Source organism: Clostridium sp. CM039 (genome assembly GCF_055081075.1).
In genome coordinates, this window is the sequence record NZ_CM143649.1 from 3,538,074 (window position 1) to 3,561,473 (window position 23,400).

At 32.9% G+C, this 23,400-nt stretch carries 17 protein-coding genes and 1 pseudogene; 17 read left to right on the top strand and 1 reads right to left on the bottom strand.

Annotation, left to right across the window (positions count from 1 at the left end):
• Nucleotides 1-108: 108 nt before the first annotated feature.
• The 12 genes from rapZ to ACWJJ2_RS16650 all read left to right on the top strand — a co-directional run bounded on the left by rapZ (nucleotide 109) and on the right by ACWJJ2_RS16650 (nucleotide 15,483).
• On the top strand, nucleotides 109-993 hold the full coding sequence (gene rapZ / locus ACWJJ2_RS16595) for an RNase adapter RapZ (protein WP_165412422.1): 885 nt from the start codon (nucleotides 109-111) through the stop codon (nucleotides 991-993).
• Nucleotides 990-2,327, top strand: coding sequence for a gluconeogenesis factor YvcK family protein (locus tag ACWJJ2_RS16600; RefSeq protein ID WP_220286145.1), 1,338 nt, complete (start codon nucleotides 990-992; stop codon nucleotides 2,325-2,327). Before rapZ ends, ACWJJ2_RS16600 begins: the two co-directional genes overlap by 4 nt.
• Nucleotides 2,328-2,331: 4 nt before the next feature.
• A complete protein-coding gene (gene whiA / locus ACWJJ2_RS16605) occupies nucleotides 2,332-3,282 on the top strand; it encodes a DNA-binding protein WhiA (protein ID WP_165412424.1) in 951 nt (316 codons plus the stop codon).
• A gap of 8 nt (nucleotides 3,283-3,290) precedes the next feature.
• Nucleotides 3,291-4,595: a DRTGG domain-containing protein gene (locus ACWJJ2_RS16610; RefSeq protein WP_462953567.1), complete on the top strand. Its 1,305-nt coding sequence runs from the start codon at nucleotides 3,291-3,293 to the stop codon at nucleotides 4,593-4,595.
• A 26-nt stretch (nucleotides 4,596-4,621) separates the two neighbouring features.
• Nucleotides 4,622-8,203 carry a DNA polymerase III subunit alpha gene (locus ACWJJ2_RS16615; RefSeq protein ID WP_366509998.1) on the top strand — a complete coding sequence of 1,194 codons (3,582 nt, stop codon included), beginning with the start codon at nucleotides 4,622-4,624 and terminating at the stop codon, nucleotides 8,201-8,203.
• A 311-nt stretch (nucleotides 8,204-8,514) separates the two neighbouring features.
• Nucleotides 8,515-9,474, top strand: coding sequence for a 6-phosphofructokinase (pfkA, locus tag ACWJJ2_RS16620; protein ID WP_216302646.1), 960 nt, complete (start codon nucleotides 8,515-8,517; stop codon nucleotides 9,472-9,474).
• A 122-nt stretch (nucleotides 9,475-9,596) separates the two neighbouring features.
• On the top strand, nucleotides 9,597-11,357 hold the full coding sequence (gene pyk, locus ACWJJ2_RS16625; protein ID WP_216302647.1) for a pyruvate kinase: 1,761 nt from the start codon (nucleotides 9,597-9,599) through the stop codon (nucleotides 11,355-11,357).
• A 283-nt stretch (nucleotides 11,358-11,640) separates the two neighbouring features.
• Entirely contained in the window at nucleotides 11,641-12,000 is a 360-nt protein-coding gene (locus tag ACWJJ2_RS16630; RefSeq protein WP_462953568.1) for a DUF1540 domain-containing protein, read from the top strand.
• 155 nt (nucleotides 12,001-12,155) lie between these two features.
• Complete coding sequence (gene rlmD / locus ACWJJ2_RS16635) at nucleotides 12,156-13,547, top strand: 23S rRNA (uracil(1939)-C(5))-methyltransferase RlmD (protein ID WP_462953569.1); 1,392 nt, start codon at nucleotides 12,156-12,158, stop codon at nucleotides 13,545-13,547.
• 91 nt (nucleotides 13,548-13,638) lie between these two features.
• Nucleotides 13,639-13,995, top strand: a complete 357-nt coding sequence (locus tag ACWJJ2_RS16640) for a LysR family transcriptional regulator substrate-binding protein (RefSeq protein ID WP_220320109.1) — start codon at nucleotides 13,639-13,641, stop codon at nucleotides 13,993-13,995.
• 72 nt (nucleotides 13,996-14,067) lie between these two features.
• Entirely contained in the window at nucleotides 14,068-14,775 is a 708-nt protein-coding gene (locus tag ACWJJ2_RS16645) for a B3/B4 domain-containing protein (RefSeq protein ID WP_216302651.1), read from the top strand.
• Nucleotides 14,776-14,793: 18 nt separating this feature from the next.
• Nucleotides 14,794-15,483: a radical SAM protein gene (locus ACWJJ2_RS16650; RefSeq protein WP_216302652.1), complete on the top strand. Its 690-nt coding sequence runs from the start codon at nucleotides 14,794-14,796 to the stop codon at nucleotides 15,481-15,483.
• A gap of 455 nt (nucleotides 15,484-15,938) precedes the next feature.
• On the opposite strand, the pseudogene ACWJJ2_RS16655 reads toward ACWJJ2_RS16650, so the two are convergent.
• Nucleotides 15,939-16,502, bottom strand: a pseudogene (locus ACWJJ2_RS16655) (cupin domain-containing protein); the annotation flags it as partial.
• A gap of 314 nt (nucleotides 16,503-16,816) precedes the next feature.
• On the opposite strand from ACWJJ2_RS16655, the gene ACWJJ2_RS16660 reads away from it, so the two are divergent.
• The 5 genes from ACWJJ2_RS16660 to pepV all read left to right on the top strand — a co-directional run bounded on the left by ACWJJ2_RS16660 (nucleotide 16,817) and on the right by pepV (nucleotide 23,164).
• On the top strand, nucleotides 16,817-18,067 hold the full coding sequence (locus ACWJJ2_RS16660; protein ID WP_216302654.1) for a hypothetical protein: 1,251 nt from the start codon (nucleotides 16,817-16,819) through the stop codon (nucleotides 18,065-18,067).
• A gap of 199 nt (nucleotides 18,068-18,266) precedes the next feature.
• Complete coding sequence (gene lepB / locus ACWJJ2_RS16665; RefSeq protein WP_216302655.1) at nucleotides 18,267-18,782, top strand: signal peptidase I; 516 nt, start codon at nucleotides 18,267-18,269, stop codon at nucleotides 18,780-18,782.
• A gap of 469 nt (nucleotides 18,783-19,251) precedes the next feature.
• The gene (locus ACWJJ2_RS16670) at nucleotides 19,252-21,180 is read left to right on the top strand and encodes an OPT family oligopeptide transporter (protein ID WP_462952762.1); all 1,929 of its coding nucleotides are present in this window, start codon (nucleotides 19,252-19,254) and stop codon (nucleotides 21,178-21,180) included.
• A 103-nt stretch (nucleotides 21,181-21,283) separates the two neighbouring features.
• On the top strand, nucleotides 21,284-21,637 hold the full coding sequence (locus ACWJJ2_RS16675; RefSeq protein ID WP_216302657.1) for a PqqD family protein: 354 nt from the start codon (nucleotides 21,284-21,286) through the stop codon (nucleotides 21,635-21,637).
• A 135-nt stretch (nucleotides 21,638-21,772) separates the two neighbouring features.
• Nucleotides 21,773-23,164 carry a dipeptidase PepV gene (gene pepV / locus ACWJJ2_RS16680; protein WP_462953570.1) on the top strand — a complete coding sequence of 464 codons (1,392 nt, stop codon included), beginning with the start codon at nucleotides 21,773-21,775 and terminating at the stop codon, nucleotides 23,162-23,164.
• Nucleotides 23,165-23,400: the final 236 nt, after the last annotated feature.

A 23,400-nucleotide genomic window follows, 5' to 3' on the forward strand; every position in this document is an offset into this window, starting at 1 on the left:
TATGCTAGTACAATGCAGTAAATGAGCCTTTAAAGCGAATTTATTATTAATATTAAAATATTAACAATTGTAGTAGTTATTACTTTTTTTATATAGGGGGGTTTTTAAATGAGATTTGTTATATTGACAGGGTTATCAGGCGCTGGAAAAACACAAACAATACGAAATCTTGAGGATTTAGGATTTTTTTGTGTGGATAATTTGCCACCTATATTGATTCCGAAATTTGCGGAGGCGTGTTATCAATCTAACGGGAATATAGATAGAATTGCTTTAGTTATAGATATTCGAGGTGGAAAGTTTTTTGATGATTTATTTGAAAGCTTAACCTTTTTAAAAGAACAAGATTATAAATATGAAATTTTGTTTTTAGAAGCAACAGATGAAGTACTTGTTAAAAGATATAAAGAGACAAGGAGAAAGCATCCGCTAGCACCAGAGGGAAGGGTTTTAAATGGAATTGCTTCTGAGCGGAAAACACTTAAGGATATACGTGAGCGTGCTGACCATATAATCAATACTACGAAAATTTCAGCAAGAGAGCTTACAGAAGAAATAAATAATATTTATGCAGAGGAAGGTCAGATAGAAACTAAAATTATTATAACTGTGCTTTCTTTTGGATTTAAATATGGAATACCTGTGGATTCAGATTTAGTATTTGATGTTAGGTTTTTGCCAAATCCATATTATATTCCAGAACTTAAGCAGTATTCAGGGAATGACCAACCTGTTAGAGATTATGTATTACAGTGCGAGGGGACTAAAGTATTTATAGAGAAGCTTCAAGATATGCTACAATTTCTTATTCCAAATTATAAAAAAGAGGGAAAAAGACAACTCATAGTGTCTATAGGATGCACTGGGGGAAGACACAGATCGGTAGCTATAGCGAATAAAATCCATGAAATGTTAGAACAAGATGGTTATAACGCTAATATAGATCACAGGGATATAAATGAAGACGTGAGTAGAGGCGGCAACAAGCTATGATGTTGAGTGATTTTCTGAAGCCTGGAATCAACTTAAAAAGATGGATTTTTCTAGGGATTATGGGTGTCTTGTTATTAGTTTTTGGTGTTGTTGAACTTATAAATGAGGGACATTCTTCTGTGGGAAGTATAAGTTTTCCGATGCTTTTCATAGTGATTGGGTCGTTGATGATATATGTAGCTATAATACAAATTGTTAAATATTTTATTATACTAGTAAATACAGGAAAGCTAGATGTAGCTATAAGTTCAAAAGGCTTAGGGGATTTAATATTTGAAAAGAGGGTACTTATAAAAGGACCTAAAATTGTAGTAATCGGAGGAGGTACTGGTTTATCAACTATGCTCCGAGGATTAAAGAAATATACCAATAATATAACTGCAATAGTTACAGTAGCAGATGATGGTGGGGGATCAGGGGTTTTAAGAGAAGATTTAGGTATTCTTCCCCCGGGGGATATTAGGAATTGTATATTAGCTTTAGCAGATACGGAACCACTAATGGACGAATTATTGCGCTATAGATTTAAAGATGGAAGATTAAAGGACCAAAACTTTGGTAATTTATTTTTAGCAGCGATGGATGGAATTTCAAATAATTTCGAAGAAGCTGTGCAGAAAATGAGTTCAGTCCTGGCTGTAACTGGAAGGGTTATCCCAGTTACTTTAGACAATATGATTTTAAAAGCAAAACTTAAGAACGGAAAGATAATTGATGGAGAATCAAATATACCAAAAGGCGTTCTTGAAAATAATAGTGCTATTGAAGAGGTTTTTATAGAACCTAAAGATGCGAAAGCAATTAAAGAAGCATTAGTTGCTATAAATGAGGCGGATGCTGTAATACTCGGACCGGGAAGTCTATATACTAGCATTATTCCCAATCTGTTAGTAGGGGAAATAAGAAATGCATTAGATAAAACGAGAGCCTTAAGAATTTATGTGGCAAATATCATGACCCAGCCAGGGGAAAGTGATAACTTTGGTGTGAAAGACCATATAAATGCTATACATCAACATGCTAAATGCAAGGTTATTGATTGCGTTTTAGTAAATATAGGGAAAATAGGTAGTGATTTAGAACAAAAATATCTTAACGATAATTCCAATATGGTTAAGATAAATGAAGATGAAATTACAAAGCAAGGCATAGAGGTAATTAAGAGTGATTTTGTTAAAATTGGAAAAGGGTATATAAGGCATGATGAAGATAAGCTTGCAACCATTTTGGTAGAAACAATTATGGAGAAAAAGCTATTTAATGATAAAAAGAAAATAGTAGAGTATGTTTATTTATCACAAAGGCTTAAAGAAAATAAACGCAGTAAGGGGTAGTATAATGTCATTTTCGTCTAAGGTTAAAAATGAAATTTGTAGATTTACAGAAATGAGTAAGAAAGAAGCGGTGTCTGAGCTGGCTGCTATAATGAAGGTTAGTGGAACTATTGGACTTGGTTCAAATAAACAAGTTAATTTCCAAATAACTACTGAGAATCCTGCAATAGCAAGACTTATATTTAAATTATTAAAGGAACATTTTAATATTCATCCTAGATTACTAGTTAAGAGAAGTAATTCACTTAAGAAAAAGAATGTTTATGTGGTTATAATTACTGAAGAAATGGGTGTTAAAGATTTATTAAAGCAAGTGGCAGTCCTCGAGGATGAGAACTTTTTTTCAATAGATTATACTATACCTGAAAGACTAATTGATGCTGAAGAGTGCAAGCGTAAATATATAAGAGGAGCTTTTCTAGGTGGTGGAAGTATTAGTAATCCAGAGAAAAACTACCATGTAGAGTTTGTTACGCATGATAATGACTATGCGGAGGAACTATGCACTCTTATTAATAGCTATGGACTATTATCAAAAATAATACAAAGAAAAAGCAGTTACGTAATTTATATTAAAGAGGGTGAGCAGATTGTAGACCTCCTCAATATAATTGGTGCACATAACTCATTATTATTTCTAGAAAATGTAAGAATAATGAAGGAAATGAGAAATAATGTAAATAGGCTTGTGAACTGCGAAACGGCAAATCTTAGTAAAACAGTAAATGCGTCAGTAAGACAAGTGGAAAGTATTAAATTAATACAAATGGAAATAGGGCTTCAAAGATTACCTAAAAATTTAAGGGAAATTGCTGAGTTAAGACTAGAATACCCAGATGAATCACTAAAGGAACTTGGCGCAATACTTGAGCCTCCAGTAGGTAAATCTGGGATTAATCATAGATTAAGAAGAATAGAGAAAATTGCTGAAGAACTAAGGAAAGAAGGAAGGTAAATTATATAATGTCAAAGCATGAAGAAGTTATTAACTATATTCTTTCCCTTTCGATTGGAACTAAAATCTCAGTAAGGGGTCTCGGTTGTATATTAGGGCTTAGCGAGGGTACAGCTTATAGAGCTATAAAAGAAGCTGAAAACTTAGGCATTGTTAATACCGTGCCAAGGGTTGGAACCGTAAGAGTTGAAAAGGTAAATAAAAAAAATATTGAGACGTTGACTTATGCTGAAGTTATAAGCATCCTTGATGCAACGATTTTAGGCGGAAAAGAAGGAATAAATAGAAGCTTAAATAAATTTATAATAGGGGCAATGGATGTTGAATCAATAAGCAAATATATAAGACCAGGTTACTTACTTATTGTTGGAAACCGCGAAGAAGCACAACAGCTTGCCCTTGAAAATGAGGCAGCGGTGCTAATTACTGGAGGGTTTGATTGTAGTGAAAAAGTAAAGGCCTTGGCAAATAAAAAAGGTATTCCTGTATTATCTTCAACATATGATACCTTTACAGTAGCAAGTATGATAAATAAAGCTATTTATGAGAGTATGATTAAGAAGGAAATTATCTTAGTTGAAGATGTAATGGAAGTTAATGTTAAGTATTTAAAAGGGACCGATACTATTGCTACTTGGAGAAAATTAATGTTTGAAACTAATCATGAGAGATATCCCGTGGTGGACGAGAATATGAAGCTTATTGGCATAGTTACTTTAAGAGATTTGCAAGGGCATGATGATGAAAATGAACTAATACATAAGGTTATGAATAAAAATACTATAAGTGTAACACCGAAAACAACTGTAGCTTATGCTGCTCATATTATGGGATGGGATGGTATAAAGATTTGTCCTGTACTTAATAAGAAAAAACTAGTAGGAGTTCTAAGTATAGAAGATGTTATAAAGGCGATGGAGTTTGCATTAAGGCAGCCACAAGTTGCGGAAACTATAGAAGATCTTATTTTAAGAAATTTCATATGTTTACATGAGGGCGATGATTTACACTTTAATGGCCAGATTATTCCTCAAATGCTAGACCATTTTGGTACTGCTTCTTGGAGTTCACTTAATATGCTATTATCAACAATGGGTATAATGGCATTAAGACAGAATAATAATATTAATATTTCAGTAGATAGTATTATGGCATACTTTATGAAGCCTGTACAAATGGGTAGTGATATTGATATATATGCACAAATTGTGGATAAAGGAAGACACTTTTCTAAGGTTGAAATTAGTATGTACAATGCATTTAAGGAACCTGTGGCAAAGGCTATGATTTCTGCAAGGGTATTTTGTAAATAATTCTAAAGTTGAAGGGAAGTGAAAATGTGAACCAAGAACTAGCTATAAAAGAAAAAGAGGACTTAGGAAGTTTCGTGCATCTTCATGTGCATACAGAGTATAGCCTGCTGGATGGTTCGGGAAAGATTAAAGATCTTATTTCTAAAACCAAGAAGCTTGGCATGAAGAGTATCGCTATAACAGACCATGGAGTAATGTATGGATGTGTGGAATTTTATAAGCAGGCAAAAGAGCAGGGAATTAAGCCTATTATTGGTTGCGAAATATATGTAGCGGCTAAATCTATGAATATAAAAGAAGCTGATAGGGATAATAGTACTCATCATTTAGTGCTTTTAGTCAAGAATTTATTGGGGTATGAGAATTTGATGCAGATAGTATCGGCTGCATCAATTAAGGGTTTTTATTATAAACCAAGAGTTGATTTTGAATTTTTATCAAAGCATAGTGAAGGGTTAATTGCAAGTAGCGCTTGTCTTGGTGGTGAGATTCAGAGCCTTCTTCTAAAAGATAATTATGAAAAAGCAAAGGTTATAGCGTTAAAATATAGTGAAATATTCAAAGATGGTTTCTACTTAGAATTACAATATCATGGTATGCAGGAACAGTTTAAGGTAAATGAGCTTTTAGTTAAGTTGTCAAAAGACACAGGGATTCCATTAATTTGTACTAATGATACTCACTATATTGAGCAAGAGGATTCTAAGGCTCATGATGTGCTACTCTGCATCCAAACAGCGAAAACTGTTGATGAAGAAAACAGAATGAGATACCCTTCAGATCAATTTTATTTAAAAGCTCCAGGGGAAATGAAAAAGAACTTTGCATATGTCCCAGAAGCGCTTAGCAATACAGTCAAAATTGCAGAGCAGTGTAACTTTGATTATGAATTTCATGTGTCAAAGCTTCCAAAATTTCCATTACCTCCTGGGGTAGAACCATACGAATACCTAAGAGAAAACTGCTACAAAGGTATGGTAACGCGGTATGATGTATTTAGTGACGTAATGATTAATGGTTTTTCTATAGAATATATAAATGAAATAGCGGATGGAAATGTGTTCGCTAAGTTGTACGTAGATAGACTTGAATATGAACTCAATATAATAAAACAAATGGGGTACGTAGATTATTTTCTTATAGTATGGGATTTTATAAAGTTTGCAGTAGAGCATGATATTCCGACAGGTCCTGGCAGGGGCTCTGCGGCAGGTTCAATAGTTGCTTTTACCTTGGACATAACCAAGATAGACCCTATTAAATATAGTCTTATTTTTGAAAGATTTTTAAATCCTGAAAGAGTTTCAATGCCAGATATAGATTCTGATTTCTGTTATGAGGGACGCCAAGCAGTAATTGACTATGTAGTGCAAAAATATGGATCAGATAACGTATCGCAAATTATAACATTTGGAACAATGGCTCCTAGAGCATGCATAAGAGATGTAGGAAGGGCTATGAGCTATTCCTATGCAGAGGTAGATAGAATTGCTAAGATGATACCAACTGTAATTGGTATAACTATAAATAAGGCTATTGAAATGAATGCAGAGCTCAGAGTATTATATGAAGATGATAATCGAGTTGAAGCGCTTATAGATGTAGCAAAAGCATTAGAGGGACTTCCAAGACATAGTTCCACTCACGCAGCAGGAGTAGTTATTGCGTCAAAACCTCTAGTAAGTTATGTTCCTCTTCAGAAAAATGATGAAATGATAGTAACACAATTTCCTATGGGAACCCTTGAGGAACTTGGTCTTTTAAAAATGGATTTTCTGGGACTTCGTACACTTACAGTTATGAGGGATTGTGTAGACTTCGTTAAAGAAAATAGGAATGTATCTATAGATATAGACAACTTAGACATTGAGGACCACAAGGTCTACAAGATGATCGGAGAAGGAAAGACTGTAGGGATATTTCAACTTGAATCTGCAGGAATGACTAGCTTTATGAAGGAACTAAAGCCAGATAATTTAGAAGATATTATTGCAGGTATAAGTTTGTACAGGCCGGGCCCAATGGCTGAGATTCCACGTTATATAAGAAATAAAAATAGCATGGATAAGGTTGAATATGAAACTCCACAACTCGAAGAAATTTTAGGCGTTACATATGGCGTAATGGTATATCAAGAACAAGTTATGGAAATTGTTAGAAAGCTTGCTGGGTATTCAATGGGAAGATCTGATCTTGTCCGTCGTGCAATGTCTAAAAAGAAGCATAAAGTTATGGAAGAGGAAAGATATAATTTCATCCATGGGATAGTGGACGAGGCTGGCAATATAGAAGTTGAAGGTTGTCTTCGAAATGGTATTACAGAGTTGGCAGCAAACCGCATATTTGATCAAATGATGGATTTTGCGTCATACGCTTTTAATAAATCTCATGCGGCAGCCTATGCAGTTGTGGGATATGAAACAGCATATTTAATGTGTTATTATCCAACAGAATTTATAGCTGCTATGCTGAATAGTGTAAAGGGTAGTAGTGAGAAAATAGCCTTCTATACTAGATATGCAGTGCAAATTAACATTGGAGTGCTGCCTCCTAGTATAAATGAAAGCTTTGCGGGGTTTACTGTAAAAGGTGATACTATAAGATTTGGTCTTACAGCTTTAAAAAATGTAGGGGTAAATGTGATAGATAGCATTGTACGAAACAGAGAAGAAAAAGGTGATTTCACCGGTTTTATGGATTTTTGTAATAAAATAGATACTTCCTGTGTAAGTAAGAGAGCAGTAGAAAGTCTTATAAAGGCAGGAGCATTTGATGATTTCAAAATTCACAGGTCACAACTACTAGCAATCTATGAAAAAGTATTAGATGGAGTAAATAATGATAGGAAGAGAAATATTGAGGGGCAAATAAATTTATTTTTAGATTTTGAAAATACTTATAATAATTTTGAAATAGAGTATCCTAATATTAAAGAATTTAAAAAGAAACACCTTTTAGCTATGGAAAAAGAAATGACGGGGATATATTTATCTGGTCATCCACTGGATGAATATGAAGAGACACTTAAAATACAAACTAATACAAGAATTTCTGATATTGTAGCAGAAGAAAGCCTTGAAGAAGGCGATGACATGTTAGGTGAAAGCTTTAAACTTAAAGATGGTGATAAAGTTATTATTGGTGGTATAATATCATTTGTTAATAAGAAAGTTACAAAGAATAATGATATGATGGCTTTTATTAATTTGGAGGATTTATACGCAAGTGTGGAAGTAATAGTTTTTCCGAGGACATTTGAAAAGTATAAATCATTAATGGAAGAGGATGAAATAGTAATACTAAAAGGTAGAGTTAGCATTAGGGAAGAAGAGCAACCAAAGATATTATGTGAAGATATTAAACCACTCCTAAAGATTAACAGTGAAAAAATTTATATCCTAATAGAAAATGAACTTATGATGAAGGATGCACTAAAAAAATTAAAACAGAATTTAGCTATTTACAGAGGGAATACTCCTGTATATCTTTGTACAAAAGAGCCAAGAAAAATGTACGCTGTAGATAAAGGGTTGTGGTTAAGTGAAGAAACAGATACTATGGTACTTCTAAGAAGTATATTTGGAGAAAACAACATAAAAGTTCAATAAATAACACCATATAATGGTAAAATAATGGGAGCAATGTTTCTTTTCTCCCGTTTTTATTCAATAAAAGGTTTACAAAGTGTTAATACTATACCATTTAATAAAAAAATATTTTTTTTCATATAAAATGTTGAATATTTCGAGAAATTTGTATAATATTAGACTATAAAGGTATTTTAAAATTAGTAGTAATGTTTTGTTTGGAAACATAAATATATTATAATTACAGTGGGACTATACTTGTCCCTCTGGTACAATAAGGTAACAATCAATAGTTGATATCTTAGACAGAGAACAACAAGGAGGTTATTTTTATGAAAACAATTGCGGTATTAACAAGTGGAGGCGACGCACCGGGAATGAATGCAGCCATTAGAGCAGTAGTTAGAATGGGTATATTTAAAGGCATAAGAGTTATGGGCGTAAAAAGAGGATATAGTGGCCTTATAAACGGTGAAATTTTTGATATGGATAGACATTCTGTTTCGGATATAATACATAGAGGTGGAACTATTCTTAGAACTGCCCGTTGTGAAGAATTTAAAACAGAAGCTGGAAGAGCAAAGGCAGTTAATGTATTAAGAGTATTTGGGATTGATGGATTAGTAGTAATTGGAGGAGATGGTTCTTTCAAAGGAGCACAACTTTTATCAGATTTAGGTATTGCAACGGTTGGTATACCTGGAACTATTGATAATGATCTGCCTTATAGTGAATATTCTATAGGATTTGATACAGCACTAAATACAGTACTGGATGCTATAAATAAAATAAGAGATACATCAAGTTCTCATGAAAGAGTTAGTGTAGTTGAAGTAATGGGAAGAAATTGTGGAGATATAGCCTTATACGCTGGTATTGGCGGAGGGGCTGAAGAAGTTATTATTCCTGAAAAAGGGTATGAAATAGATGGTTTATGCAAAACTATATTTGAGGGTAAACTAAGAGGCAAAATGCACAATCTGATAATTCTTGCTGAAGGTGTAGGCGGAGCAAATGAACTTGCAAAGCAAGTAGAAGAAACAACAGGAATTGAATCAAGAGCTACAATACTCGGCCATATTCAAAGAGGTGGAAGCCCAAGTGCCTTTGATAGAATGCTTGCTTCAAGAATGGGAGTAGCAGCTGTAGAAGTTCTTATAGAAGGTAAATCAGGAAGAGTAATTGGTATGAAAGATGGCAAAATAATGGATGAAGACATCAATGAAGCATTAGAAATACCAAGAAAATTTAATGAAAGACTTTATCATATTTCAAAAATTCTTTCTTACTAATAATCTCTTTTTCAGAGCTGTTAATCATCTCTTTCAGAGTTGCGCATCTGCTAAGGGATTTAAATATAAGACAACGTAATAATGTATTAAATAAAAAAAACTAACAATAAGAGGAGTAATTTATGAAAAAAACTAAAATTATCTGTACAGTAGGGCCAGCAAGTGACAATAGTGAAACTATAAAAAGCTTAATTGATGCGGGAATGGATGCTTCAAGGCATAATTTTTCTCACGGAGATCATGCAGAACATAAGATAAGAATGGACTTAGTAAAAGAGCTACGATCAGAGCTTAATAAACATATTGCTATAATACTAGACACTAAGGGACCAGAAATCAGAACAGGAAATTTTGCAGCTGGTAAAGTTGAATTAAAGGAAGGCGCAAAATTTACTGTTGTTTGTGGTGAAGAAGTTGTTGGAGATGAAACTATTTGTTCAGTAACATACAATAAATTATATGAAGATGTTAAACCGAATGATACTATACTAATAGATGATGGTTTAGTGGGACTTATTGTAGAACAAGTAAAAGGTAAAAGAATACATTGCAAGGTTGCAAATACTGGTATGATAGGTAACCATAAAGGAGTTAATGTGCCTGGTGTTTCAATAAACTTACCTGCACTTACAGAGCAAGATATCAGTGATTTAAAATTTGGAGCTGAGCAAGGTGTTGATTTTGTTGCAGCATCTTTTATAAGAAAAGCATCAGATGTACTTGATATAAGATGTGTACTTAACGAAAATGGTGGCGGAGATATACAAATTTTCTCTAAGATCGAAAATAGAGAAGGGGTTAATAATATTGATGATATTATTAAATTCTCTGATGGTATTATGGTTGCAAGAGGAGATTTAGGAGTTGAAATCCCTACTGAAGAAGTTCCAATAGTTCAAAAAATGATTATCCAAAAGTGTAATGCTGCTGGAAAGGCAGTTATAACAGCTACTCAAATGTTAGATTCTATGATGAGAAATCCAAGACCAACTAGAGCCGAGTCATCAGATGTTGCAAATGCAATATTCGATGGTACAGATGCTATAATGCTCAGTGGTGAAACTGCTAATGGTAAATACCCTGTAGAGGCAGTAACTATAATGTCTAAAATAGCAAAAGCTGCTGAAAATGCTCTTAATTATGAAGAGAATTTAAAGAATAAGGGCAAATATCACATTCCTAATGTACCAAATGCCATTAGTTTAGCTACTTGCAATACAGCTATGGAACTTAAGGCTTCAGCTATTATTACTGCAACTCAAAGTGGTAGTACAGCTAAAAAAGTTTCAGCTTACAGACCAGAATGCCCTGTTATAGCTGTTACTCCTTATGAAAAGATAGCTAGAAGTCTTGCATTAAACTGGGGTGTAGTTGCAATATGTGAAGAGAAGGTAGAATCTACAGATGAACTTATAGATAAATCTGTAAATATTGCTTTAAAAGAAGGCTATGTAGAAAAGGGAGATTTAGTAGTTATTGCTGCTGGAATTCCAGCAAATTATGTAGGTAGTACAAATATGATGAAAGTTCATATTGTTGGTGATATATTACTTCAAGGTAAGGGAAATATAAGTGCTTCAGCTTGTGGTACAGCTTATTATGTAAAAAGTGCAAAAGAAGCTAAAGACACTATGAGAGATGGAGACATTTTAGTAATGAAAACATTAAATAGAGAATATATTGACATATTAGATAGAGTTTCAGGAATTATTGTAGAAGAAGATGAATTAAGTTCAAGTGTTGTTATTGAATGTACATCAAGAGAAATTCCAATAATATATAGTGCAATAGGAGCAGAAGAAGTTATTAAAACTGGTTCATTTATAACAATGGATGCAGCTAGAGGCATTGTGTATAGTGGTAGGGCTAATGTAAAAAACTAAAAAAAATGAGTTTATAGCTCAAGAGATTGTCAGTTAACTGGCAATCTTTTTTTAAAATTTCAATAGACATGTATATTGAAAACAAATATGGATATAGTTATAAGTGTAAACAAAACAACATGGCAACTGATTTTTTTTTTAGCACCTACATGGTGCTTTTTTTTATTATATAAGGAACAGCTTTCGCAAAATAATAATTATTATACTTATTTTTCGTTTTTATAGTATAATAAAAGCTAAAGCTACAGATTATAATAAGAAATAAGTAGTGGGAGTGATAAACATGAGCGGAACGCTAAGTTGCAGCGCAACAAATTGCGTCAATAATATGTCAGGAATTTGCTCAGCTAGTACTATCGATGTCTCGGGGTCAAATGCTCATAGTAGTGAGGCAACGAAGTGTGAAACATTTGCTGAAAAAGGATTAAAGAATTCATTAACTAATGTACTTAATATGAATGTAGTTGGTGAATTTAAACAAGTATTTAATAGTGGCTCTATAGAGATGAGTCCAAATATTAGATGCATTGCTAAAAATTGTATACACAATAGAGAAAATTTATGTGCTGCAGATAATATTATGGTTAATGGTACAGGTGCTTTAACTACTGAAAAAACACAATGTGAGACTTTTAAAGAATAATAGAATTTTTTTAAATTGTGATGTAGGCATTTTTTAGGTATTATAAAATCAAAATTAATAAGCACATGGGAGTAAATATACGAGCATAGCTTGCTTGCTATTTATTTTCATGTGCTTTAGTAAAGAGGATAAGGTAGAATTAGGGAGGAAAAACAATGAAAAGTAAGAGAAAGTTTGATGATTATATTATTCCTGTTAAAAAAAATGAAGATTATATAATGACAATAGATAATATGGGATATGAGGGCGAAGGTGTAGGCAAAATAGATAATTTTACCGTTTTTGTAGCTGGTGCAATTATAGGTGAAGTGGTAAAAATAAAAATTGTTAAGGTTTCTAAAAACTTTGCTTTTGGTAAACTATTAGAGATAATTGAGGAATCAGCAAGTAGAATAGATCCAGTTTGCAGTATATACAAGAACTGTGGCGGTTGTAACGTGCAACATATAGACTATAAGGCCCAATTGGATTTTAAAACTAATAGAGTAGTACAGGTTATAAATAGGATAGGGAAATTAGAAGAGGTCATAGTACATTCTACAATAGGCATGGAGCGTCCTTATAATTATAGAAATAAGGTTCAACTACCTGTTAGCAATATAAATTCTATAGTGAATATTGGGTTTTATGCGCAAAGAAGTCATGACATAATAAATATGGAAAATTGCCATATTCAAGATACAGTTGCAGATCTTGTGGTAAAGCTAACAAGACAATGGATAAAAGAGTTTAATATCGAGTGTTATAATGAGGAAAATCACCAAGGCAATCTTCGACATATTATGATTAGAAAAGGGATTGAGACTGGAGAAGTAATGGTGGTATTAGTTACTAATGGTAAAACACTTCTTTACAAAGAAGAATTTATAGCCTTAATGACTAAAAAAATCAAAGGATTAGTGAGTGTAATCCAAAATATTAATAGTGAAAAAACAAATGTAATATTAGGAGCGAAATGCGTAACTCTATGGGGAAAAGATACTATAACAGATTACATAGGCGAATTTAAATTTGAAGTTTCTCCACTATCCTTTTTTCAAGTTAATTCAATACAAACAAAAGTGCTGTACAGTAAAGCGCTAGAGTATGCAAATTTAAGTGGTGGAGAAGTGGTGCTTGATGCTTATTGTGGTACAGGCACTATATCCTTATTTTTATCTCAGAAGGCTAAAAAAGTATATGGAGTAGAGATAATACCCGAGGCCATTGAAAATGCTAAAATAAATGCAAAAGAAAACAATATATCTAATACAGAATTTATACTAGGCGAGGCAGAAAAAATTATTCCAGAGCTTCTTCATCAGGGAGTAAAAGCTGATGTTGTGGTAGTTGACCCGCCAAGAAAGGGTTGTGACAAAACTCTTTTAGAAGCAATTAGTAGCATGAAGCCTAAAACTATAGTATATGTCTCTTGTGATCCAGGCACTTTAGCTCGAGATCTTGGGATTTTAGATGAACTTGGATATAAAACTTTAGAAATTCAACCTGTGGATATGTTCCCACAGACGGCTCATGTAGAGTGCGTTGCGAGGATAGAGAGAAAATAGGCTGGTAGCAAAGGGTTAGAGGATTTGAGTAATTTAATATAGTGTGTTTTATGTTCCCTCAGACGAGAGTCCCAATATTGATATCAATATTATGCAAGGTGATTATGAAGATGTTCTTTTCTGGGCAAAAACGGGTGTTGTAGGTATTGGCCTTTCTACTTTGCCTGTTAAGGAAGATTTGGTAGAAACGCCGCTGTATATCGATAGACTTTTATGCATTACACCGAAAAATTTCAAACCTGTTCATTCTAAATATGTTACCATTGAAGATATCAGGGATCAGCCCTTTATTTTGCAACGAGAAGGTTATAATGTAGACACCATTTCTTTTATTAAAAAATACAATTTATCCATCCGCCCGCAATTTTTTATAGATGATGATCAATCCATTATCGCAATTGTTGAGAGTGGTATCGTATATAGTTTAGAAATAGCAAAAAATAAGTAGACTATTAGCTAAAGAAAAGTGATAAGGGTAAAATATGTAGCTATCACATTTTAATATGAAGGAGGAATTTTAATGAAAAAGTTTGTCATTGAAGATGATTTTTGGAGCCTATTTCCCAGTGCACGGATCGGAGTTGTTGTTTGTTATGGAATAGATAACACTATAAAAGATAAAGAAACATATAAGGAAATGATTTTAAATTCAGAAAAGGAAGCCTTAAAATATTTGCAGAATGCAGAATTTAGCAGTAACGAAGTTATAAAAGTATGGAGAGAGGCATTTCAAAAGTTTAAAACAAAGAAGGGTGCAAGGGCATCAATAGAAGCGTTACTAAAGAGAGTGAATAATGGAAATCATTTAGGGACTATTAATCCACTAGTTGATATTTACAACTGTATTTCATTAAGATATGCATTGCCCTGCGGTGGTGAGGATATCGATACATTTGCTTCTGATATAAGATTGACTAAGGCAGTTGGAAATGAAAATTTTATTACATTAGGAACGGATAAAAGTGAACCACCATATGAAGGTGAGATAATATATAAAGATAATGAGGGAGCAATTTGCAGGTGCTGGAATTGGCGTGAAGCAGTAAGAACAATGCTTACTGAAAATACAACTAATGCTTTTTTATGTATTGAATTAACTGATGAAAGTAGATTAATAGAGTTTCAGGACGCATTAAAAGAACTAGCAAAAGCAGTACAAGACAATTTAGGTGGAACAAGCAAAATTTCAATTTTAGATATCAATAATAAGGAAGTAGTAATAGAGTAATTTTAGGAGGATATAGCAATGGGTGGGTTTAGTTATAAAGAGATTTATATTGAAGATGGTAAAAGGGTACTGGAAGTAAATATACTGCCTGAAAAGCATTGTAATTTTGACTGCATATTTTGTCCTATTGGAAGGTCGCCAAATAAAGTAGATACCCAAAAATCATTTGATAAAACAGATAGTTCATTGATTGAACTAGAAGGTATGATAGAAAGTACAAAAGCAGAAGTAATCTTTATTAACTCAAAAGGTGAAGCTTTAGTGAATGAAAAAATTATTGATGTGATTAATATTATTAAAGGTAAAGGGTTGCAAGTTAAGCTGCTATCAAACGGTTATATTCTAAATTGGCTAGAATTTAAAGAGATTGCTAACATGTGTGAGGAAGTTATTGGCGAAATAAAGGTTATTTCAAATGAAGATTTTCAAAAAATCCAGCGGCCAATTGGAGGGTATACTTTTGAGAATCATATTTCAAATATGAAAGCTTTTAGAGAGCAATATAAAGGCAAATTTATATTAGAAGTAACTATTCTAAAGGGCTATACCGATGATGAAGAATCAATTCAGAAGATAAAAAATATTATTAAGGAGATATCTCCTAACAAGATAATTACTGTAAGAATGGAAGATGAAATATTTAAGAAAAAACTTGGTATAACTGATGAAAGATTTGAAGAAATTTCAAATGAAATACTAAATGTTTAGTTTTGTTAATATATAATATTCTTATTTAACGAATTAAAATCAAAATGCGAACAATAGCCCGGAAGACCGCATTTGGTTTATCAAGAGACACAAAAATAGCAAGAGGTTACTATTACTAGAGTATAAAAATAAAATGAGATAGCTTAGTATTTAAGTTATCTCATTTTATTTTATAGTTTTTTTGCTTATACTTTAAGCACACCAACCTTAGGAAGCTTAGCTAGTTTGCTTGATACTCCATGGCAGCTTTCAAACTGAGAGCTTAAATCTTTACCAGCAGTTAAGCCATAGTGTGTAGCACCGCTTCATTTTGAATTAGCGCTTAAATCATATACAATTCCGTTAACTGCTACATAAGCAGGGTTTCCCATAGTACCATCATACTGAGCAAGTTCACTTAAGGTAAATTCCTTGTTTTGCCTAAGAGCTCTTTGTCCATTTTGATATAAGTGGTCGTGGTTCTCTTCAGCAGCTTCTGCATCTGCTTTAGTTTCATGAACTGTACCATGTGGATGTTGAGGTGGTGCATAAATAGAGTACAATTTAAGTGGTATGTCACCTGTATTGATTAAATTGTGCCATTTACCAGCAGGTATGATGAATGCAAAATCATCATAGACGTTTTTTTGAAAATCCAAGTTATATTTACTATCACCCATTTTAACAAGCCCTTGCCCTTCTTCAACACGTATAAATTGATCAAGATCTGGATGAACCTCTAAACCTATATCTTCCCCAACCTTGATGCTCATCAAGGTAAGTTGCAAATGGCTTCCTGTCCATAAAGCGGTACGATAAGTATTGTTTTGCTTAGTAGCCTCATTAATATTAACTACAAACGGTTCTGGTCCATAATCCTTTAACTGAATTGAATCATACTCTATTTCATCAGTTGAGGTATGCATTAATGGGTTAATGTAATAAGGACATTGATAGGTTCTATAAAGATTATACATATTGTATGGGTTATACATAGGTGTATTAACACCATAAGGATATGGGTCATAAACATTATACATATTGCTAATCCTTTCATAGTATTACAAAATCATTATATGACCTCTGTTTAGAAAATGTGCTTCGATTAACAGGAAGCCGAAGTCCCTGAGGTCATAACACTTAAATTGAAAATCCATGAATTTCACGACTCCCTTTATTTTTGCAAGAAAAAAAGCAATATATAATAAATAATGTCTAATTAAAATATAATTTGGACAAAGAAAAATGTAGTATTTAGTCTGAAATGCTATTTGTGATTTTATGGGTTAGTTATGGTATAATATACAATACAGAAAGACTTTACCATAAGGTTTTCATAAAAGGGAGTGATTAAATGCCGAACGTCAAAGAGATTAAAGTCGGAATAGGTTTTGCGACGGGAAGAAAGAGTTTTCAAAAGGTGCTGAGAACTAACATAAGCAATTGGAAGGAATCTGGTTTGGTAGCAGATAAAAGGTTAAGTTTAAACCTTTTTGTTGCCTATGATCTTCATTATAATAAAACTGAAATAACTGATTACACAAATGTACATCCCGATTTGGTAAAGCAAATTGATAGTAGTAAATTTATTGGAAGCGTTGCTATAAAAGAAGAAATTGATTATTTAATTAGAGAAAACGTCATTAGTTTTGAGGAGACTCAAATGATTTTTGGCAAAGGATATGCAGCCAAGCGTAACGCTGTGCTATATAATGCTATAAAAAACAAAATGGATTATCTTGTTTTTTTGGATGATGACGAATACCCAATGGCAGTAACTAATACGCTTGATACTGCAATTTGGGGAGGTCAGTTTGTTTTGGCAGAACATCTTAATAATATCACTGAAGCAGACATCACTCACGGACATCACTGTGGTTATATATCTCCAATTCCATATATGGAATTCAATGACACTATGACCGAAGGTGATTTTAGGTCTTTTATTGAGGCTATTAGTAATGATATTATTAAGTGGGATAAATTAAAATCTGTTATGAAAAATGGTGGGATAACATATGCAGATACAAAGACATTGACTAGCCATGAGGCCAGAGAGGTAGAAGAAATAAATCATTCTAAATTCATCTCAGGTGCTAATCTGTGTATTAACCTAACTGAGCCTAAGCGTATTTTCCCTTTTTACAATCCACCAGGAGCTAGAGGGGAGGATACTTTTTTAAGCACATGTCTAAGTGAGAGAAAAGTTTTGAGGGTGCCATGTTACACATTCCATGACGGATTTTCTACATATAATCACCTTTTAGAAGGCGTTCTCCCAATTCGATTGAAGTTTATCAAAGCTGATACGGACAAGGTTAAAACTCGCTTTTATAATGCATGTATAGGTTGGATCCGTTATAAGCCATTACTGCTCTATATAACTCAGCCAGATCACTACACGGATAAGATTAGAGAGATAAAAGAGCAGCTGAGAGTAACATTGCCTAAAATCAGTGCTTATTTTGGAAAGCCTGAGTTTATTAATGTCTTGGCAGAACTCGAGAAATACAATAGAAATGTGGAAAAACATTATGCTGAATTCATCGAAACACAACGTATTTGGGCAAAAATCATGGAACATTTTGCGCATCGCATGGAATAGTACATACAGTAATTTTATATATTTCCGTCAAATTTGGAGAAGTGACTTTTAATAGGTCGGCTTCTCTTTTCACCTTTATATACCAAATTATATTGCAGCTCCGCAATAGATGATTTAACAAGAAAATAAATTTTAATTACTGATATATTGTAAATATTGTGATAAGATATTAATGTGTTAGATTTCGGAGGAGATAATTATGGACTTTATTAAAAAAATATTTCAAGATTGGATAGTACCTATAGTAGTGGCCGTTATAATAGCATTTGTAATACGCAAGGTTGTTTTCTTTAATGTAACTGTTCCGACTGGATCTATGCTACCAACAATACATCTGAATGATAAGATTTTAGTAACAATAGTTCATAACAAAAATAACCTTAAACATGGAGATATAGTAGTATTTCATTCTGATGAATTGGGTGAAGATTTAATAAAGAGGCTTATTGGACTTCCAAATGATATAGTAGAAGTTAAAGAAGATGGATCTGTATATATAAATAATAAAAAAATAAATGAAAGTTATGTTGTATATCCAGGTGGTAAAACAGGGAAATATAAAGTGCCAGCAGATAGTTACTTCTTTATGGGTGACAATAGAGTAGATTCTCTAGATGCAAGATATTGGGATAAACCTTTTATACCTAAAAAAGATATAATGGGTAAGGCAGGAATTATAATTAGTCCGTTTAGTAGATTTGGAAAATTAAAATAATAAAATAGCAGGATATAAATGCAAGTTTATATATCTGCTATTTTCATTTTTTGAAAATTAATTAGTTAGGAATTTATATTATAGTCTAATAATTGAATTTAGTATCCCTCTAGCTAAAAGGTTTTGCAATAAAAAAACCATGGTAAAGCTTTACATTTACTGGCAATTTATTTGATGAAAAAACACCAATATTCTTTTGTACTTTAAGATGTAATTTAAATCAACATTAACTAAATATTTGAAAATGAATAAAAAAAATTGTACGGTTTCAAAAGCCATATTAAGAATAAAATTATAGTGATATATTAAGCTAAAACGAGCATTTTGTAGGGATTTAACTGAAAAATTATTAAAATGAGAAAATTTGGTTAAATACGATAAATTTTCATATTAGTTATTATTACAACATATGGTATTATGAATTATATTAATAGATGATTAACATATATAATCAAGAGGGGGATATATAATGGCGGAATCAAAAAAACTGTCTCATACAGCTTACGGTGGTATTAAAGGTGAGGATTACTTACCGTTTATACCAGCGAGTCAGGCAATGCCAGAACTTACGGCAATATCCATAATAATGGGTATGGTATTTGCAATGATATTTGCGGCTGCAAACACTTATTTAGGACTTAAAGTAGGTATGACAATTTCAGCAGGTATTCCAGGAGCAATTTTGGCTACAGGAATACTTAAAGGTTTATTTAAAAGAAATAACATATTAGAGGCTAATATGGTATCTTCAATTGCTGCTATGGGAGAATCATTAGCAGGTGGAATTATATTTATACTTCCAGCAATTATACTTTGGGGTATGGAATTAAAACTCTCTACTATAATTGTTGTAACATTACTTGGAGGACTTTTAGGAGTGCTATTTGTTACACCTCTACGACGCTTCTTAATAGTAGAAGAACATGGTACCCTTATATATCCAGAAAGTATGGCAGCTGCTGAAGTTCTTGTAACTGGTAGTGAAGGGGGTTCAGGATTTAAGGCAGTATTGACAGGACTTATAGGAGGAGCAGTTTTCAAATTATTCTCTGGTGGATTTAAATTCTGGGTCGAAGAAGCTGAATGGACTATCAAACCAGTGCAATCAACATTATTTGGTGTTGATACGTTAGCATCTCTTATGGGTGTCGGTTATATAGTTGGAGTCCAAGCATCACTTTATATGTTTGGAGGTTCTTTAATAGCATGGTTTGGACTTATGCCATTAATAATGTATGTTGGGCATGGTTTGCAAGCACCATTATTCCCATCAGTAAAACTTATTAGTGAAATGGGAGCATGGGATATTTGGAAAAATTATATAAGATATATAGGCGCTGGTGCGGTTGCAGCAGGTGGATTTATAAGTCTTGGAAAATCAGCTCCAACAATCATCAAATCTTTTAAATCAGCTATGTCTGGTATTGGAGCAGGTGGGGCAAATACCCAAAAAAGATCAGATATTGAGGCACCAATAACTTGGGTTGTAGGCGCAGCAGTATTAGTATTCTTACTTTCATGGTTGTTACCAATAATTAATGTGGGTATAGTTGGTGGAATACTTGCAGTTGTATTCTCATTCTTCTTTGCAGTTGTATCAGCTAGAATGGTTGGTTTAATTGGATGTTCAAATAATCCAGCTTCAGGAATGACTATAGCTACATTGTTATTTGTAACATCAATATTAAAGATTACAGGTAACGTTGGTGATAAAGGAATGATTGCAGCTGTTATTGTAGGTGGTATAGTTTGTGTTGCTATCTGTGTTTCTGGTGGTACTGCACAAAGCTTAAAAACAACTTACGTTATTGGTGGAACACCAAAGAGTGTTCAGATTGGTATGTATTTAGGAATAGTTGCAGCAGCAGCAGTTGCTGGCGGAGTATTATTAATGCTTAATAGCACATACGGTATAGGTAGTAAGGACGTTGCTGCACCTCAAGCAACATTAATGTCAATGGTTATCAAAGGTGTAATGACTGGTGAACTTCCATGGGCTCTAGTATTTGTTGGAGTTACAATTGCGATATTCTGTGAAATGGCAGGAATTCCAATACTTCCAGTTGCACTTGGAATATATTTACCAATACATTTAAACTCAGCTATTCTTTGTGGTGGTATTATTAGAATATTAGTTGAAAAGAAATTCAAGAAAGACGAAGAAAAACAAAAGGTACAAGTGGAAAAAGGTATACTTCTTGCATCAGGACTTGTTGCAGGAGATGCTTTAATGGGTATAGTTGTAGCAGGAGTTGCAACAGCGAAGCTTGACATAGGATTTGGAGCGAAGTTATTCCCAGCTTTATCCGCAAGCCCCGAATTCGCTGCAATAATGTTCTTGGGATTAGGATTATGGATCTACATGTTTGCTACAAAAGTGGACAAAACTACTGTTTAATGTTAAAATTAGACATGGTAAACAAAATTTAACTTAAAGAAAAATAAAGAAAAAATATAGTTAAGAGCCACTATGGCTCTTAACTTCTTTGTAGGAGAAATATATGTTTAATAAAAAAAACAAAGAAAAATCACAAGAAAATTTTATGATTTACAGGCCATTAAGAAAGATTGAACAATGGTCTGTAAGTGATAAAAAAGTAAAACTATTTTTTAACCATAATAAGCCAGTGGAAAAATTTGTGAGATGGCTCATAAAAAAATCAAAAGTTAATGATATAGAGCTCGATGAAATGGGTTCTATGGTTTGGCAACTTTGTGATGGCACTAAAACAGTTTATGATATAGCTTTAGCTCTGGCTCAAAAATTTGATGATACTGAGCAGAATGCTATTAATAGGTTAATTATGTTTCTGAGGTATTTATCTCAAAAAGGATGGATTACCTTTGAAAAATAATAATAAATAATATGATATCTTAACTAAGCTACGAATGTAGATAAAGCTACGAATGTAGATAAAGCTACGAATGTAGACAAAGCTACGAATGTAGATAAAGCTACGTACGTAGACTATAAGTGGGGGGGAACGAATATGGAATTAAATAAATTAATTGACGTTATGAAAGAGGATATTGTTAAGTCTACTCAAGAAATAATAAGAATTAAGAGTGTAGAAGGTGAAGCTAAGCCAGGAATGCCTTTTGGCGATGGAGTAGCTAAATCACTAGAATGTGCTTTAAACACTGCAAAGAATTTAGGCTTTAATACAGTTAACTTAGATGGTTATGTTGGATATGCAGAATATGGACAAGGTGAAGATTATGTTGTAGCATTAGGTCACTTAGATGTAGTTCCTGAAGGTGAAGGATGGATTCATCCACCCTATGCTGCAGAAATTCATGATGGAAAAATGTACGGACGTGGAACTACAGATGATAAAGGACCAATAATGGCAACACTTTATGGATTAAAAGCTATTAAAGATGCGAAATTGCCTATATCTAAAAGAATTAGAGTTCTATTTGGAACTAATGAAGAAACCGGAAGCAAGGAACTTGAATATTACTTAGAAAAAGAAAAAGCACCAGTTGCTGGATTTACTCCAGATGCAGAGTATCCAATAATCAATGGAGAAAAAGGTATAACTATTTTTAACATTGTAAAAGATTTTAAGATCAAGAATAAGGGTGAAAACTTTATAAAATATATTAAGGGTGGTCAAGTATCTAACATAGTACCTGATTATTGTGAGGCAGGAATCGTGGCTACTAACGCACAAAGCATTGTTAAAGCGTTGGAGATTTTTATAAAAGATAATAATTACAAGCTTTCTGCAGTAGTTAATAAAGATATGGTAATAATTAAATCTATAGGCGAAGCAGCTCATGGAAGTTTACCGGAACTTGGTAAAAATGCTATAATGCAATTATTTGCTTTCGTTGGAACATTAGACCTTGGATCGAATGATGCGTCAGAATTTGTAGGGTTTTTAAATGAAAACATAGGTATGGAAACACACGGAGAGTCTTTTGGTGTTTGCCTTGAAGATGAGAATTCAGGTAAGTTATCATTTAATGTTGGAGTTGTAGATATGAATGAAAATTCAGCTACAATGACTTTAAATTTAAGATATCCTGTAACAAAGAAATTAGAGGATATGATGACTCCATTTAATAGTAAAATTGATGGAACTGGAATAAGGGTAGAAAAGTTTGAACATCAAGAACCATTATATTTTTCACCAAATAGTCCAATTATTAAGGCACTTCAAAAGGTTTATGCTGAGCAGACTGGAAAAGAAGCTAAATTGCTATCCATAGGTGGAGGCACTTATGCTAAAGAAATGCCTAATACTGTAGCCTTTGGACCAATGTTCCCAGGGGAACCAGATACTATTCATAAAAAAAATGAATATATCACAATAGACAATTTAATTACGAATGCTAAGATATATGCTCATGCACTATATGAACTTGCAAAGTAAACAATTTTAGACATACATCCTAGAAGCAAGATGCATGTCTAAATAGAAGTAAAAAATAAGATTCATGTCTGTAAGGGGTTAATAACTGTCAAATTGACTAGTTATTAACCCTTTAGTTATCCACAATATATATAATAAATTCAAAATATACTCCCATCATTGTAAAAAATAATATAAACTCATTTTTAATACAAACTATTTTTACTTTCGTAGCTTATATGATTTCATGTTCTATC